Raw genomic sequence first — 13,789 nt, forward strand, 5'->3', positions numbered from 1 at the left:
GCTCCTGCGTAGGCTACCCTACCAAGCACTTGCTAGGGAGACCTCAGATGGAAGAGACGATCCCGGCGGCGTTGGCGGCCGCGGCCGAGCGGTTCGGCGCCCATGAGGCGCTGGCCGACGGCGATGTCCGCCTCACCTACCGCGAGCTGCACACCCATGCCCGTGACGTGGCGGGCTTTCTCGCGAATTCGGGGGTGCGCCCCGGCGACCGTGTCGCGATCTGCGCGCCCAACACCTGGCATTGGGTCGTCGCCGCGCTCGGCGCGCTGACCGCGGGCGCGACGCTGGTCCCGATCAACACCCGCTTCACCGCGCGCGAGACGAGCGACATCCTGCGCCGCAGCGACGCGGCGGCGTTGATCATCACCGGTACCTTCCTCGGCGTCGACCGGCTCGCGGACCTCGACGGCTCAGTGCCTGCGACCGTGCTCCGCATCCCCGTCGAAGGTGAGGAACCGCGGCTCGACGGCGTCACCGAGTGGGCCGACATTCCGCACTACGTAGGCATGTTGCCGCAGGTCAGCCCCGACGACGTGAGCGACATCCTGTTCACCTCCGGCACCACCGGCCAGAGCAAGGGCGCGATGACCAGCCACCGCCGGACCCTCGGGGTGGCCGACGCCTGGGGCGACTGCGGCGAGTTGAGCGACCGCGACCGCTACCTCGTGGTCAACCCGTTCTTCCACAGCTTCGGCTACAAGGCGGGCATCGTCGCGGCGCTCCTGCGCGGGGTGACGATCGTGCCGCAGCGGACCTTCGACGTCCACGAAACGTTGCGGCTCATCGAAGCGGAGCGGATCAGCGTCCTGCCCGGCGCGCCCACGATCTACCAGGTCCTGCTCGACGCGCCCGAGCGTTTGACGCACGACCTCTCCAGCCTCCGGCTGGCGGTGACCGGCGCCGCGACCGTGCCCGAGGCACTCGTCGAGCGCATGCAGACCGAGATCGGCTTCGAGACCGTGCTCACCGGCTACGGCCTCACCGAGGCGGTCGTCGCGACGATGTCCCGCCCCGGTGACGACAAGGCGACCGTGGCAAGGTTTTCCGGCCGCGCGGCCGCCGGCTTCGAGGTGAAACTGGGCGAACACGGCGAAGTCTTGGTGCGCGGCCCCAACATGATGCTCGGCTACCTCGACGATCCCGAGGCCACCGCGAAGGCGATCGACGGCGACGGCTGGCTGCACACCGGCGACGTCGGAGTGCTCGACGAACGCGGCTACCTGCGGATCACCGACCGCATCAAGGACATGTACGTGGTCGGCGGGTTCAACGTCTACCCCGCCGAGGTCGAGCAGGCGCTCGCCTGGCTGGACGGGGTCGCGGAGTCCGCCGTGATCGGCGTGCCCGACAAGCTGCTCGGCGAGGTCGGCAAGGCCTACATCCTCCGCCGGGGCGAACTGTCCGAAGAGGACGTATTCGCCTACTGCAAGAAGAACCTGGCGAACTACAAACAGCCGCGGTTCATCGAGTTCCGTGACGAACTGCCGCGCAACGCCTCCGGAAAAGTGCTGAAACGCGTGCTGCGAGAGGAAAGCCCATGAGCGAGGTTCGGTACGAGCGGCGCGGGCCGGTCGCGATCGTGACCATGAACCGGCCCGAGTACCGCAACGCGCAGAACTCGGCCATGACCTACGCGCTCGACGCGGCGTTCCAGCGCGCGGTCGAAGACGACGAGGTCAAGGTCATCGTGCTCGCCGGGGAGGGCAAGCATTTCTCGGCAGGCCACGACATCGGCTCGCCGGGGCGTGACGCCGACGTCTCGTTCGACCGCAAGGCGGTGCTGTGGTGGGACCATGTCGATGCCAAAGGCGGTGACCAGCGGTTCGCGCGCGAGTCGGAGGTCTACCTCGGGATGTGCCGCCGCTGGCGGGAAATCCCGAAGCCGACGATCGCGAGCGTGCAGGGCGCGTGCATCGCCGGCGCGCTGATGCTCGCGTGGGTGTGCGACCTGATCGTCGCCTCCGACGACGCGTTCTTCGCCGATCCCGTGGTGCGCATGGGAATCCCGGGTGTCGAGTACTTCGCGCACCCGTGGGTGCTCGGCCCGCGCGCGGCCAAGGAGGTGTTGTTCACCGGCGAAAGGTTCAGCGCCCAGCAGGCCAAGGAATGGGGCATGCTGAACCGGGTCGTACCGCGTGACGACCTCGAGAAGGAGACACTCGCGCTCGCGGAGAAGATCGCCGAGATGCCGCGTTTCGGGCTCGCGCTGGCGAAGAAGGCGGTCAACCAGGCCGAAGATCTCATGGGCTTGCGGTCCGGAATGGACTCGGTGTTCGGGCTGCATCACTTCGCGCACGCCCACAACGCCGAACTGTCCGGCGGTGACTCGCTCGGCGGCCAGGACGCCCGCTCGATGCGTGACGCGAACCGGAAATCCTGATGGACCTGGATCTCGACGCCGCCACGATCGCCTTCCGCGACGAAGCCCGCGACTGGCTTCGCTCGAACCTGCCGGACCGCAGGCTGGCTTCCTTCGACACCGCCGAGGGATTCGCCGAGCATCGCGAGTGGGAAGCGCGGCTGGCGGACGCGCGCTGGTCCGTGGTCTCGTGGCCGTCGGAATTCGGCGGGCGGGACGCGAGCCTGCTGGAGTGGGTGCTGTTCGAGGAGGAGTACTACGCCGCGGGCGCGCCCTTGCGCGTCAACCAGAACGGCATCTTCATGCTCGCGCCGACCCTGTTCTCCCATGGCACAGAAGAGCAACAGCGGCGGATCCTCCCGAAGATGGCGCGCTCCGAAGAGGTCTGGGCACAAGCCTGGTCGGAACCCGAAGCGGGCAGCGACATCGCGGCACTGCGCAGCACGGCGACACGCACCGAAGGCGGCTGGCTGCTCAACGGCCAGAAGACGTGGAGTTCGCGTGCCGCCTTCGCCGATCACGCGTTCGGGCTGTTCCGCAGCGACCCGGCCAGCACCCGCCACAAAGGACTGACCTACTTCATGGCCGACCTGCGGGCCGACGGGGTGACCGTCCGGCCGATCCCGCAGCTCGACGGCGAGCCCGGGTTCGCGGAGATCTTCTTCGACGACGTCTTCGTGTCCGATGTGGACGTGATCGGCGCGGTCGGCGAAGGCTGGAAGGTCGCCATGACCACGGCCAACAACGAACGCGGATTGTCGTTGCGCAGTCCCGGCCGGTTCCTCGCCGCCGCGGACCGGCTCGTGGACGAGTGGTCTCGGCACGGCAGGCCCCGCGAGTTCGCCGACCGGGTCGCGGACGCCTGGATCGGCGCGCGGGCGTATCAGCTCTACACGTTCGGCACGGTGACCAGGCTCGCCGAAGGCGGGCAGCTCGGGCCGGAATCCAGTGTCAACAAGCTTTTCTGGTCACACCTGGACGTCGCGCTCCACGAGACGGCGCTGGATCTGCTCGGCCCGGAGTCCGAAGTGGACGACTGGTCGGGCGGATGGCTGTTCTCGCTCGCCGGCCCCATCTACGGCGGCACCGACCAGATCCAGCGCACCACCGTCGCCGAACGGCTGCTCGGCCTGCCGCGAGGTGACCGATGAGGTTCACACTGTCCCAGGAGCAACTCGACTTCGCGGCCAGCATCGACGCCTGCCTGACCGACACCGGACCGAAAGGCCTCGCCGAACTGGGCGTCCCGGCTTTGCTTGTCCCCGAAAGGTTCGACGGCCTCGGCGCCGAGCCGATCGACCTCGTGGTCGCCTTCGACCAGCTCGGCTACCACGCCGTTCCCGGGCCGTGGGTCGACACGGTCGCCGTGCTCCCGGCTCTGCTCGACGACGAGATCCTCGCCGGTGTCGCGGCGGGCGAAACCTTGGCGTCCATCGTGTACCGGCCGCACGTGCCCTACGCGCTGGACGCGGACAACGCGGAAGCGAAGCTCTTCGTCGACGGTGACGACCTGCGAACCTTCACCGCCGGCCGTCTTCTATCCTCCGTGGACAAAGCACGCCGGCTGTTCGAGGCAGAGCCAGGTGAGGTCATCGGCAAGGCAGCCGACGCCGCGCGCGCGTTCGAACTCGGGGCGCTCGCGACCACGGCGCAGTTGCTGGGCCTAGGCCGCTGGCTACTCGACAATTCAGTTGCTTACGCCAAACAACGTAAGCAATACGGCCGCGAAATCGGCCAGTATCAAGCGATCAAACATCTGCTCGCCGACGTCGTCACCCGGCTCGAACTCGCCAAGCCATTGCTCTACGCGGCCGCGCTGAGCCTGCGCCCTCGCGATGTTTCGGCCGCGAAAGTCGCCGTCGCCGACGCCGCCTATTCGGCCGCGCGAACCGGGCTGCAAGTCCATGGCGCGATCGGCTATACGGCCGAACATCCCTTGGGCGCCCGGCTGACCAAAGCGCGCGCATTGATCACCGCCTGGGGCACACAGGGATTTCACCGCACGCGTGTATTGGAGTCGCTGTGAGCTTCACCGAAGAGCAGGAAGCATTGCGTGCCACCGTTCGAAAAGCGCTGGAGCGCAACCGGAAACCATGGCAGGCGCTGTGTGAAATAGGCGTAACGGCGCTGATGATCCCCGAAGAGTACGGCGGGCTCGGCGCGGGACTGACCGAGATCCAGATAGTCGCGGAGGAACTCGGCCGCGTCTTGTCGGATGTTCCTTTCCTGAGCACGGTTCTGGCCACCCAAGCACTACTGTCCACTGAGGACGAACCGGCGCGCAAACGATTGCTGCCCAGGCTGGCCGGGGGCGCCACCGGCGCGCTGGCACTTACCGGCGAGTACGTCATCGACGGCGACACCGCGGAGATCCTTGTAGCCAGCAAGGAAAATACACTGTACGAAGTGGACAGCGCCCACAAGCGGCACACCCCGACAATGGACGAAACGCGGCGGCTGGCGAGCGTCGAAATCGTCGATGCACACCGCATCGGCGAAGTCAACCTCAACCAGGTAAGAGATGTCGCCTTGGCGGTATCGGCCGCCGAACAGGCAGGCGCGGCCGCGCGGGCGTTGCACATCACAGTGGAATTCTGCAAGCAACGAAAGCAGTTCGGCCGGGCGATCGGCGGGTTTCAAGCGCTCAAACATCGCATGGCCGACCTGTACGTGTTGATCGAGACCGCACGCTCCGCCGCCTACGCCGCGACCGACGAGCGGATGGCCGCGATCGCGAAAGTGTACTGCTCAGAGGCGTTTTGCGCGGTCGCCGCCGAGATGATCCAGTTGCACGGCGGCATCGCGATCACCTGGGAACACGAAGCGCACCGGTACTTCAAACGCGCGCATCTGAGCGCTCAGCTGTTCGGCGCGCCCCACCTTCATCTGACGAGGGTAGGGCAAACCCCAGCATGAACTTTGTGGTCCACGGTATTCCCGCACGACGGACCACCTGTCACTGTGTGGGGTGTGACCACACATGAAGTTCTCTCGCCGCCCGGTAGTGATTTCGCGCGGCTCACCCGGCGCGTCTCGGAGGCGGACCTCCTCCGGCGGCGCCCCGGCTACTACATCGCGCGCTTCTCACTGGTGATCGGCCTCTTCGCCGCGGGCTGGGTCGGTTTCGCCTTCCTCGGCGACAGCTGGTGGTCGCTCGGGCTCGCGGTCTTCTTCGCCGTGATGTTCGCCCAGGTCGCCCTGCTGTCCCACGACCTCGCGCACCGGCAGGTGTTCCGGACGCGGCGGCCGACCGAGATCGTGGGCTGGACGGTGGGCAACTTCGGCATCGGCATGAGCTACGGCTGGTGGATGGACAAGCACACCCGCCACCACGCCAACCCGAACCACGACGAGCTCGACCCCGACGTCGACCCGGACGTGCTGGTCTGGTCCAAGAAGCAGGCTCGCGTGGCGCGCGGCGTCCCCGCGTTCATCGGCAAGTACCAGGCGTACCTGTTCTTCCCGCTGCTCACCCTCGAAGGCTTCAATCTGCACGTCTCCGGATTCCGCGCGCTGTTCAGCAAGTCGCTGAAGCACAAGTGGATCGAAGGCAGCCTGCTCACCGCGCACGTCGTGCTCTACACCGCCGCGGTCTTCACCGTGTTGTCTCCCGGTAAAGCCGTCGTGTTCATCGTGCTCCACCAGGCGCTTTGGGGCGTCTACATGGGATCCATCTTCGCGCCCAACCACAAGGGCATGCCGATCCTCACCGGCAAGACCGAGCTCGACTTCCTCCGCAAGCAGGTGCTGACCTCGCGCAACGTCCGGGGTGGACGGATCACCGACCTCGCGCTCGGCGGGCTCAACTACCAGATCGAGCACCACCTCTTCCCCAGCATGCCGTCGCCGCACCTCGGCCAGGCACAGGTCATCGTCGAGCGGTACTGCGCCGAGCTGGACATCCCGTACTGCCAGACCAGCCTCCTCGACTCGTACTCGCAGGTGCTGCGCAGCCTCCACGAGGCTGGGGAACCTCTCAGGAACCGCTCGTAGACTCGAAGTATGAAGAAGAGGATCGTGGCGGCGCTGGGTGTGGCAGGCGCCGCCTGGGCACTGAAGGACCTGCCCGCGGCTTTCGGCGCGAAAGCGACCGGGGCCAGGGCGGACCGCATGCGGCGCTCGCCGCAGTACGCGGACGGGACGTTCCACAACACCGCGCCCCGCCGCGAGATGCCCGCCTCCACCTACCGCGAGATCTTCCGGGAGATGTTCTTCGGCGAGACCCGCAAGCAGCGCAAGCCGGCCGGCGAGATCCCGATCGTCCGTGACGCGCTGCCGCCGCGCGCCGAAGGACTGCACCTCACCTGGTTCGGGCACGCGTCCACGCTGGTCGAGCTCGACGGCGCCCGCGTGCTGCTCGACCCGGTGTGGGGCGAGCGCGTCTCCCCCGCCGCGTTCGCCGGCCCGAAACGGCTCCACGAACCACCGCTGCCGATCGAGTCACTCGGCCGGATCGACGCGGTCGTCATCTCGCACGACCATTACGACCACCTGGACATGCCGACGGTCCGCACCCTGCTCAGGACGCAGACCGCCCCGTTCCTCGTGCCGCTGGGCATCGGCGCGCACCTGGAGCGCTGGGGTGTCCCGGCGACGCGGATCATCGAGCTCGACTGGAACGAGGAGGCCACGGTCGCCGGCGTCCGCTTCGTGGCGACCCCGGCCCAGCACTTCTCCGGCCGCGGCCTCTCCAACGACGGCACCCTGTGGACGTCGTGGGCGCTGATCGGTCCCGAGCACCGCGTCTTCTACACCGGCGACTCCGGCTACTTCGACGGCTACGCCAAGATCGGCGAGCAGCACGGCCCGTTCGACGCGGCGCTGATCCAGATCGGCGCGTACGCCCCCACCTGGCCGGACATCCACATGACCCCGGAGGAGGGCGTCGCCACCCACCTCGACGTCCGCGCCCGCCTGCTCATCCCGGTCCACTGGGCCACCTTCACCCTGGCCATGCACCCGTGGACCGAACCGGCCGACCGCGTCTGGCGCGAGGCCAAGGCCCACGACGTCGAGCTGGCGATCCCCCGCCCCGGCGAGCGCGTCGACGTCTCCGCCCCACCCGCCGTCGCCCCCTGGTGGCAAGCCCTCGGCTCGTGAACGTGGAGGTCGTGAGTGGTACGGCCGGTTCTAACCGGCCGTACCACTCACGAGCCCTTTAAGCCGGACGGCGGGCCCAAGCCGCGTGCAGGCCGCCCGAGGTCTGGCCCCGAGGTTGCCTTGAGTCAGGGCCTCCCTCACCCAGTTCGACCCGGTGAGGGCCTCCCTCACTCGGTTTGGCCGGGTGAGGGCCTCCTTCACCCGACATTTCGGGTCAGGGCCTCCTTCACCCAGCGGCTTGGGTGAGGGCCTCCCTCACCCAAGCCGGGCACCGCAGGGCCGAGCCGCGCACTCCAACCTGGGGTCGTGAGTGGTTAGGCCGGTTCTAACCGGCCGTACCACTCACGAGCCCTTTACGCGAAGAACTCCACCAGCAGCGGTTTGAGCGCGTCGGGGTGCGCGAGGACGCCGTGGTCATGGCCTTCGAGGACGACGTAGCGCCCGTCCGGGATGGCGTCCGCGACGGCCTTGGCGCTCAGCCGCATCCACTCGTCGGTGGTGCCGCCGCCGATCGCGAGCGTGGGCACCTCGATCGTCTTGAGCCACTCGGGCAGCACGTTGCCGGGGCCGCAGAGCGTCGTGTCGTAGTAGAGGGTGTGCGCGAGGCCGGTGAACCAGCCCCACATCGGGCTGGCCTTCATGCCCTCGACCTGCTCCCGAGGCACGCCGACGCCTTCGGTCAGGAACAACATGACCGCGTCTTCGCGCCGGTCTTCCTCGGCGCAGGCCCGCAGCCTGGCCGTGAGGTCGTCACCCGGCCGCTCCCGCCCGCCGACGATGAACGGCGGCTCGTAGACGGCGAGCTTGTCGACCGGCAGGCCGCGCTGGGTCGCCTCGAGCGCGAGGATCGCGCCCGACGAGTGGCCGAAGAGACTCGCCCGGCCACCCACCTGCTCGATGAGCGCGGCGATGTCCTCGACCTCGCGCTCGATCGCATACTCGGCGCCGTCGCCGCTGTCGCCGCGGCCGCGCCGGTCGAATCCGATCCCGGACAACTCCGGGACCAGCGCGTTCGCCAGCCCGGCGACGGTCGACCGGTCGTTGAAGGCGCCGCCGACCAGGATCACCGGCGGCCCGTCGCCGGTCCGCTCGAACGCGATCTTGGTGCCGTCCGCCGAGGTCACAGTGTTCATGAAAGTCCTCCCATACGGGTCATCGTATGGGTAGGTCGGAGTCACCACCGGAGTTTCGACACGCGCTCAGAGCCAGTCGTCGGGGCGGGGCCAGGTCATCAGCGAAGCCAGGGTGTCCGGGGCGGGCTCGGTGACCGTGTAGCGGCCGCGGTGGAACAGCAGCGGCCGCGCGTCGGACGGCTCGCCGAGCGCGGTCACCCGCCCGATCACGACGTAGTGATCGCCCGCCTCGTGCACGGCTTCGAGCGAGCAGTCGATCCACGTGAGCGCTCCGTCGAGCAGCGGCGAACCTGACGGAGCGGGTGTCCACTTGACGGACGCGAATTTATCGTGGCCCCGCGCGCCGAACGTCGCGCTGACCTCCTGCTGGTGCTCGCCGAGCACGTTCACGGCGAAGTGACCGGCCTCGGCGAGCACCGGCCAGGTGCGGGAGGTGCGCGACGGGCAGAACAGCACGAGCGGCGGATCGAGCGACAACGCCGCGAAGGACTGGCAGGCGAAGCCGACGGGTGCGACGCCGTCGTGGCCGGTGACGACCGCGACGCCGGTGCAGAAGTGGCCGAGCACCGACCGGAACCGGACGGTGTCGACCACCGGAGACGTCACCGCGCGCCGATCGAGAAGTCGTGGCCCCACAACGAGACGGCCGTGCTCTCGCGGGCGATCCAGCTTTCGTCGTCGACCTGCCGGCCTTCGCAGCCGAACTCGACGTCGAAGCCGCCGGGTGTCTTCATGTAGAACGACAGCATCAGGTCGTTGACGTGCCTGCCGAGTGTCGCGGACATCGGCACCTTGCGCCGGTGCGCGCGGTCTAGGCAGAGGCCGACGTCGTCGGTGTTCTCGACCTCGACCATCAGGTGCACGATTCCGCTCGGGGTCGGCATCGGCAGGAACGCGAGGCTGTGGTGCCGCGGGTTGCAGCCGAAGAACCGCAGCCACGCCGGCTCCCCGTCCGCGGGCCTGCCGACGAACTGCGGCGGCAGCTTCATCGAGTCGCGCAACCGGAAGCCGAGCACGTCACGGTAGAAGCGCAGCGCCGCCTCATCGTCGTGTGTGGACAGTACGACGTGGCCGAGTCCCTGCTCCTCCGTCACGAACCGGTGCCCGTAAGGACTCACCACGCGCCGGTGTTGCAGCGCGACGCCGTGGAAGATCTCCAAGGTGTTGCCGGACGGGTCGTCGAAGGTGATCAGGCCGTCGACACAGCGATCGGCCAATACTTCGGGACTGCCTTCCTTGTAGGGCACCGAGTGAGTGTCCAAACTGGACCGTATCTCGTCCAACTCGGCGGCATGCGCGACTTCCCAGCCCGCCTGAGCCAGCCGGTCCTTCTCGCCGGGGAAGATCACGAGGCGCGCGGGGAAGTCGTCCATGCGCAGGTACAACGCGTTGGGATCGGAGCCCTTGCCCTCGACCATGCCCAGCACCTTGAGGCCGTACTCGCGCCAGGCCGCCATGTCGGTCGCCTCGATGCGCAGATAGCCCAGCGAACGAATGCCCATCAGGATGCTCCCAGGAAATCGAGCGTCAGCCGGTTGAACTCGTCGAACTTCTCCAGCTGCGCCCAGTGTCCACAGTGGCCGAACACGTGCAGCTGTGCGCGCGGGATCATCTTCAACGCCAGCAAAGCGCCGTCGAGCGGGTTGACGCGGTCCTCACGGCCCCAGATCAGCAGCACCCGCTGCCGCAGCCGATGCGCTTCACGCCAGAGCATGCCCTGCTCGTAGGTTTCCGGCTGGCTGAACGACTTTCCCATCGCGCGCATCGCCGCGAGCGACTCCGGGGCCGACGCGGCGGCGAACCGTTCGTCGATCAGTTCGGGCGTGATCAGCGACTGGTCGTGCACCATGATCCGCAGGAACGCCTCGATGTTCTCGCGGGAAGGCGCGCCGCCGAACCGTCCGAGCTTCTTGATGCCCTCGGTGGGGTCAGGCGCGAAGAGGTTCACGCTCAACCCGCCAGGGCCCATCAGCACGAGCCGACCGGCACGCGACGGGTGCTTGAGCGCCAGCCGGACGGCCGTGCCGCCGCCCAGCGAGTTCCCGACGAACGCCGCCCGCTCGATGCCGAGCGCGTCCATCAGCCCGACCACCGCGTCCGCGCTGTACCCGAAGTACTGGGGGTGCTCGGTGCGCTTGTCCGACTGCCCGAATCCCGGCTGGTCGACCGCGATCGTCCGGTACGACTTGGCGAACTCCGGCAGGTTGCGGCCGAAGTTGCTCCACGCCGACGCGCCGGGCCCGCCGCCGTGCAGCAGGATGACCGTCTCCGCGTGCTCCTCGCCCGCCTCGTGGTAGTGCAGCTTCAGCCCGTTGACTTCGGCGAATTTCCCCATCACACCATCGCATTCTCGACCGGCAGCCCGAAGGCGCCCGTGCCGAACATGACGTAGGCGCGCTCGGCGTCGTTCGCCGCGTGCACCCGGCCGGCGTGCGCATCACGCCAGAAGCGCTGGATCGGCGTTCCTGCCTTCAACGCCCGGCCGCCCGAGTTCTCGAAGAGCCGGTCGACGGCCATGATCGCCCGCTCGGTCCCGCGCACCTGGTCGCGCCGCACCCGCAGCCGCGTCGAGAACGGGAGCTTCTCTCCCTTGCACGCCAACTGGTACAGCTCGTCGATGTTGTGCGTCAGCTGCAACCAGGCCGCGTCGATCTCGCTCGCCGCCTCGGCGATGCGCACCTTCGCGAAAGGGTCCTCTTTGGACTGTTCGCCCGCGTAGGCCGCGCGCACCCGGGTGCGCTGGTACTCGACGTGCACGTCGTAAGCGCCCTGCGCCATGCCGATGATCGGCGCCGTGATCGTGCTCGGATGCACTGAGCCGTAAGGAAGCCGGTACAGCGGGCCGGGGTTCACAGCCTGGCCGGGCGTCTTGCACTTCGACGTCGCGATGAAACTGAGCGCTCGATGCTGCGGGATGAACACATCCTCGACGATGATGTCGTTGCTCCCGGTACCGCGCAGTCCTACGGTGTCCCAGACGTCGGCGATCGTGTAGTCGCTGATCGGCAGCAGGTACGTGCAGAAGTCGACCGGCTTGCCGTCGGCGAACGCGGGCCCGCCGAGCAACACCCACGTCGAGTGGTCGCAGCCGGACGAGAAGCTCCAGCGCCCGGTCAGCCGGTAGCCGCCTTCGACGACCGTCGCCTTGCCCATCGGCGCGTACGACGACGAGATGCGGACCTCGTGGTCGTCGCCCCAGACGTCTTCCTGGGCCTGGGCGTCGAACAGCGCGACATGCCACGGGTGCACGCCGAGGATGGACGCGACCCAGCCGGTCGAGCCGCACGCCGAGGCGATCAGCTTGACCGCGGTGTAGAAGCTCACCGGGTCCGACTCGTGGCCGCCGTACGGTTTCGGCTGCAGGAGCTTGAAGAAACCCGTCTCCTGCAACGCTTTGATCGACTCCTCGGGCACGCGCCGGAGGTCCTCGGCTTCCTGCGCGCGTTCCCGCAACACCGGTAGCAGCTCCTGGATACCGGCGAGCACCGCGGAAACTGTCTCAGTCATACCGGCAAGACTAGAACACGTTCTCGTTTTTGTCGAGAAATCCCTGCGCTATGGCACCATGACGCCCAGCTCGACGGCCGGAAAACACACAGTCCGCAAGCGACAGACCGCTGACGTAAGAGCTAGAACAGATTCCCACCGCCGACCGCCCGGCGGCGTAGAGCCCCTCGATCGGCGTGCCGTCCTCACGCCGCACGCGGCCGGTGTCCTCCTCGACGACCAGGCCGCCGAGCGTCAGCATGGGGCACGGGAAACCGATGCTCGGCTTGATCGACACGTCGATGAGCGAGAACGGCGGCGACGCCAGCGGCCGGACGAACTCGGGCGGCTTGCCCATCGGATCCGGGTCCCGGTACGCGGCGACCGTGGCCGCCAAGCCGTCCGGATCGACACCCGCGCGGCGCGCCACCTCGGCGACCGTCGACCCGCTCACGCGACCCCGGCCGAACAGGTAGCGAGCCTGAAGCCATTGAAACCATTGACTTTGCCCGCGCACGTCACGCCGTGCCTCGCTCAGCAAGGCGTCGTCGACCAGCAGCCAGCCGCGTGCGCCGTGCTTGGTGATCATGCGCTCGCCGACCGCCGCGCCGTACCGCGACTCGTCGACGATCCGCTGCCCGCCGGCGTCCACCAGTATCCCGCCGAGGAACGCGCTCGGCGGCGTCACGAACCGCCACGCCGAGATCCGGTCCAGCCACGCCGTCGACCCACCGGCCTCGACACCCAGCCGGATCCCCGACCCGTCGTCGGCCGAGGTCCCGAGCGCCAGCCCGCCGCGATACAGCGGCGCGTGCTCCCGCACCATCTCCCGGTTCGCGATGAACCCGCCCGCCGCGAGCACCACCCCGCGCCGCGCCCTCACTCGCACCGACCTGGCATAACGCCGCTCCAGCGCGACCGCGCGCCGGTGCAGCGCCTTCCGCAGCGCGGGCACGTACAGCCCCGGCTTCGCGGAGTACTTCCCGTACAGCCGATGCGCACGCCGGACCCACGCGGGCGCGTCACGCAGCGTCGACACGACCACGCCGACGACGACCCCGTCCTCGACCAGCAGCTCGCGCGCCTCCGCCTGCGGCAGCACCCGGACTCCCTTGCGCCGCGCGGACTGTGCGAGCCGCGCGTACAGCAGCTTCCCCGAGGTCCCGGGGCCTTTCGCGCGATGCCCGCGCGGGGCGGGCTTCGCCGCGTCGCGGAAACCGCCCGCGGCTTCACTACCCGAGTAGTAGAGGTAGAAGTCGTCGTTCGGGTAAGACGTCTTGTAGGGGCAGAGACTGCCCTCGAACGGCACGCCGTTCTGCTCCAACCAGGTGATCATCGCGGCGCTCTGCGCGCAGAACCGGCGTAGCGTCGCCTCGGAGACCACGTCCCCGACTTCCAGCCGGAGGTAGTCGTACATCGCCTCGACGGAATCCTCGACATCGGCGTCTCGCTGCTGCGCCGTGCCGCCGCCCGCGTAGACCACGCCGCCGCTGACCGCGCTGGCCCCGCCGCCGGAGAACCGGTCGAGCACCAGCACCTCGGCGCCGGCGTCGGCGGCCTCGATGGCCGCGCAGGCACCCGCGGCGCCGAATCCGACAATGACCACGTCAGCGCTCAAGTCAGCCACAGCGGCCAGCCTAGAACTGAAACACGTTCTCGTCTATGGTGGCTCGCATGAGTGTCACGCTGCAGAGTTACCTACTGCAACGCG

General features: G+C 68.4%; 13 protein-coding genes. 7 read left to right on the forward strand and 6 right to left on the reverse strand.

The features are described from left to right. Positions 1 to 47 precede the first annotated feature (47 nt). The 7 genes from AB5J62_RS27660 to AB5J62_RS27690 are packed head-to-tail and all read left to right on the forward strand — an operon-like array spanning position 48 to position 7,459. Complete coding sequence (locus AB5J62_RS27660; RefSeq protein WP_370942845.1) at positions 48 to 1,541, forward strand: FadD3 family acyl-CoA ligase; 1,494 nt, start codon at positions 48 to 50, stop codon at positions 1,539 to 1,541. Further along, positions 1,538 to 2,380, forward strand: coding sequence for an enoyl-CoA hydratase (locus AB5J62_RS27665; RefSeq protein ID WP_370942846.1), 843 nt, complete (start codon positions 1,538 to 1,540; stop codon positions 2,378 to 2,380). The genes AB5J62_RS27660 and AB5J62_RS27665 overlap by 4 nt, the downstream gene beginning before the upstream one ends. Then, positions 2,380 to 3,510: an acyl-CoA dehydrogenase family protein gene (locus AB5J62_RS27670; RefSeq protein WP_370942847.1), complete on the forward strand. Its 1,131-nt coding sequence runs from the start codon at positions 2,380 to 2,382 to the stop codon at positions 3,508 to 3,510. The genes AB5J62_RS27665 and AB5J62_RS27670 overlap by 1 nt, the downstream gene beginning before the upstream one ends. Further along, positions 3,507 to 4,385 (forward strand): acyl-CoA dehydrogenase family protein, encoded by an 879-nt coding sequence (locus AB5J62_RS27675; protein ID WP_370942848.1) that lies wholly within the window; start codon positions 3,507 to 3,509, stop codon positions 4,383 to 4,385. The genes AB5J62_RS27670 and AB5J62_RS27675 overlap by 4 nt, the downstream gene beginning before the upstream one ends. Further along, on the forward strand, positions 4,382 to 5,275 hold the full coding sequence (locus AB5J62_RS27680; protein ID WP_370942849.1) for an acyl-CoA dehydrogenase family protein: 894 nt from the start codon (positions 4,382 to 4,384) through the stop codon (positions 5,273 to 5,275). Before AB5J62_RS27675 ends, AB5J62_RS27680 begins: the two co-directional genes overlap by 4 nt. Positions 5,276 to 5,329: 54 nt before the next feature. Beyond that, positions 5,330 to 6,352 carry a fatty acid desaturase gene (locus tag AB5J62_RS27685; protein WP_370942850.1) on the forward strand — a complete coding sequence of 341 codons (1,023 nt, stop codon included), beginning with the start codon at positions 5,330 to 5,332 and terminating at the stop codon, positions 6,350 to 6,352. A gap of 9 nt (positions 6,353 to 6,361) precedes the next feature. Continuing rightward, a complete protein-coding gene (locus AB5J62_RS27690; RefSeq protein WP_370942851.1) occupies positions 6,362 to 7,459 on the forward strand; it encodes an MBL fold metallo-hydrolase in 1,098 nt (365 codons plus the stop codon). Positions 7,460 to 7,812: 353 nt separating this feature from the next. Here AB5J62_RS27690 and AB5J62_RS27695 read toward each other — a convergent pair whose 3' ends face one another. The 6 genes from AB5J62_RS27695 to AB5J62_RS27720 form a co-directional block, all read right to left on the reverse strand. Then, on the reverse strand, positions 7,813 to 8,592 hold the full coding sequence (locus AB5J62_RS27695) for an alpha/beta fold hydrolase (protein WP_370942852.1): 780 nt from the start codon (positions 8,590 to 8,592) through the stop codon (positions 7,813 to 7,815). Between the two features lie 66 nt (positions 8,593 to 8,658). After that, positions 8,659 to 9,198 carry a 3-hydroxy-9,10-secoandrosta-1,3,5(10)-triene-9,17-dione monooxygenase reductase subunit gene (gene hsaB / locus AB5J62_RS27700; RefSeq protein WP_370942853.1) on the reverse strand — a complete coding sequence of 180 codons (540 nt, stop codon included), beginning with the start codon at positions 9,196 to 9,198 and terminating at the stop codon, positions 8,659 to 8,661. Continuing rightward, positions 9,195 to 10,094 carry an iron-dependent extradiol dioxygenase HsaC gene (hsaC, locus tag AB5J62_RS27705; protein ID WP_370942854.1) on the reverse strand — a complete coding sequence of 300 codons (900 nt, stop codon included), beginning with the start codon at positions 10,092 to 10,094 and terminating at the stop codon, positions 9,195 to 9,197. Before hsaC ends, hsaB begins: the two co-directional genes overlap by 4 nt. Beyond that, positions 10,094 to 10,927, reverse strand: a complete 834-nt coding sequence (gene hsaD / locus AB5J62_RS27710; RefSeq protein ID WP_370942855.1) for a 4,5:9,10-diseco-3-hydroxy-5,9,17-trioxoandrosta-1(10),2-diene-4-oate hydrolase — start codon at positions 10,925 to 10,927, stop codon at positions 10,094 to 10,096. Before hsaD ends, hsaC begins: the two co-directional genes overlap by 1 nt. Further along, positions 10,927 to 12,099, reverse strand: a complete 1,173-nt coding sequence (gene hsaA / locus AB5J62_RS27715; protein ID WP_370942856.1) for a 3-hydroxy-9,10-secoandrosta-1,3,5(10)-triene-9,17-dione monooxygenase oxygenase subunit — start codon at positions 12,097 to 12,099, stop codon at positions 10,927 to 10,929. The genes hsaD and hsaA overlap by 1 nt, the downstream gene beginning before the upstream one ends. Positions 12,100 to 12,109: 10 nt before the next feature. Continuing rightward, positions 12,110 to 13,705 (reverse strand): FAD-binding protein, encoded by a 1,596-nt coding sequence (locus tag AB5J62_RS27720; RefSeq protein ID WP_370942857.1) that lies wholly within the window; start codon positions 13,703 to 13,705, stop codon positions 12,110 to 12,112. Positions 13,706 to 13,789 lie beyond the last annotated feature (84 nt).

The sequence above is a fragment of the Amycolatopsis sp. cg5 genome (assembly GCF_041346955.1).
GTDB lineage: Bacteria > Actinomycetota > Actinomycetes > Mycobacteriales > Pseudonocardiaceae > Amycolatopsis.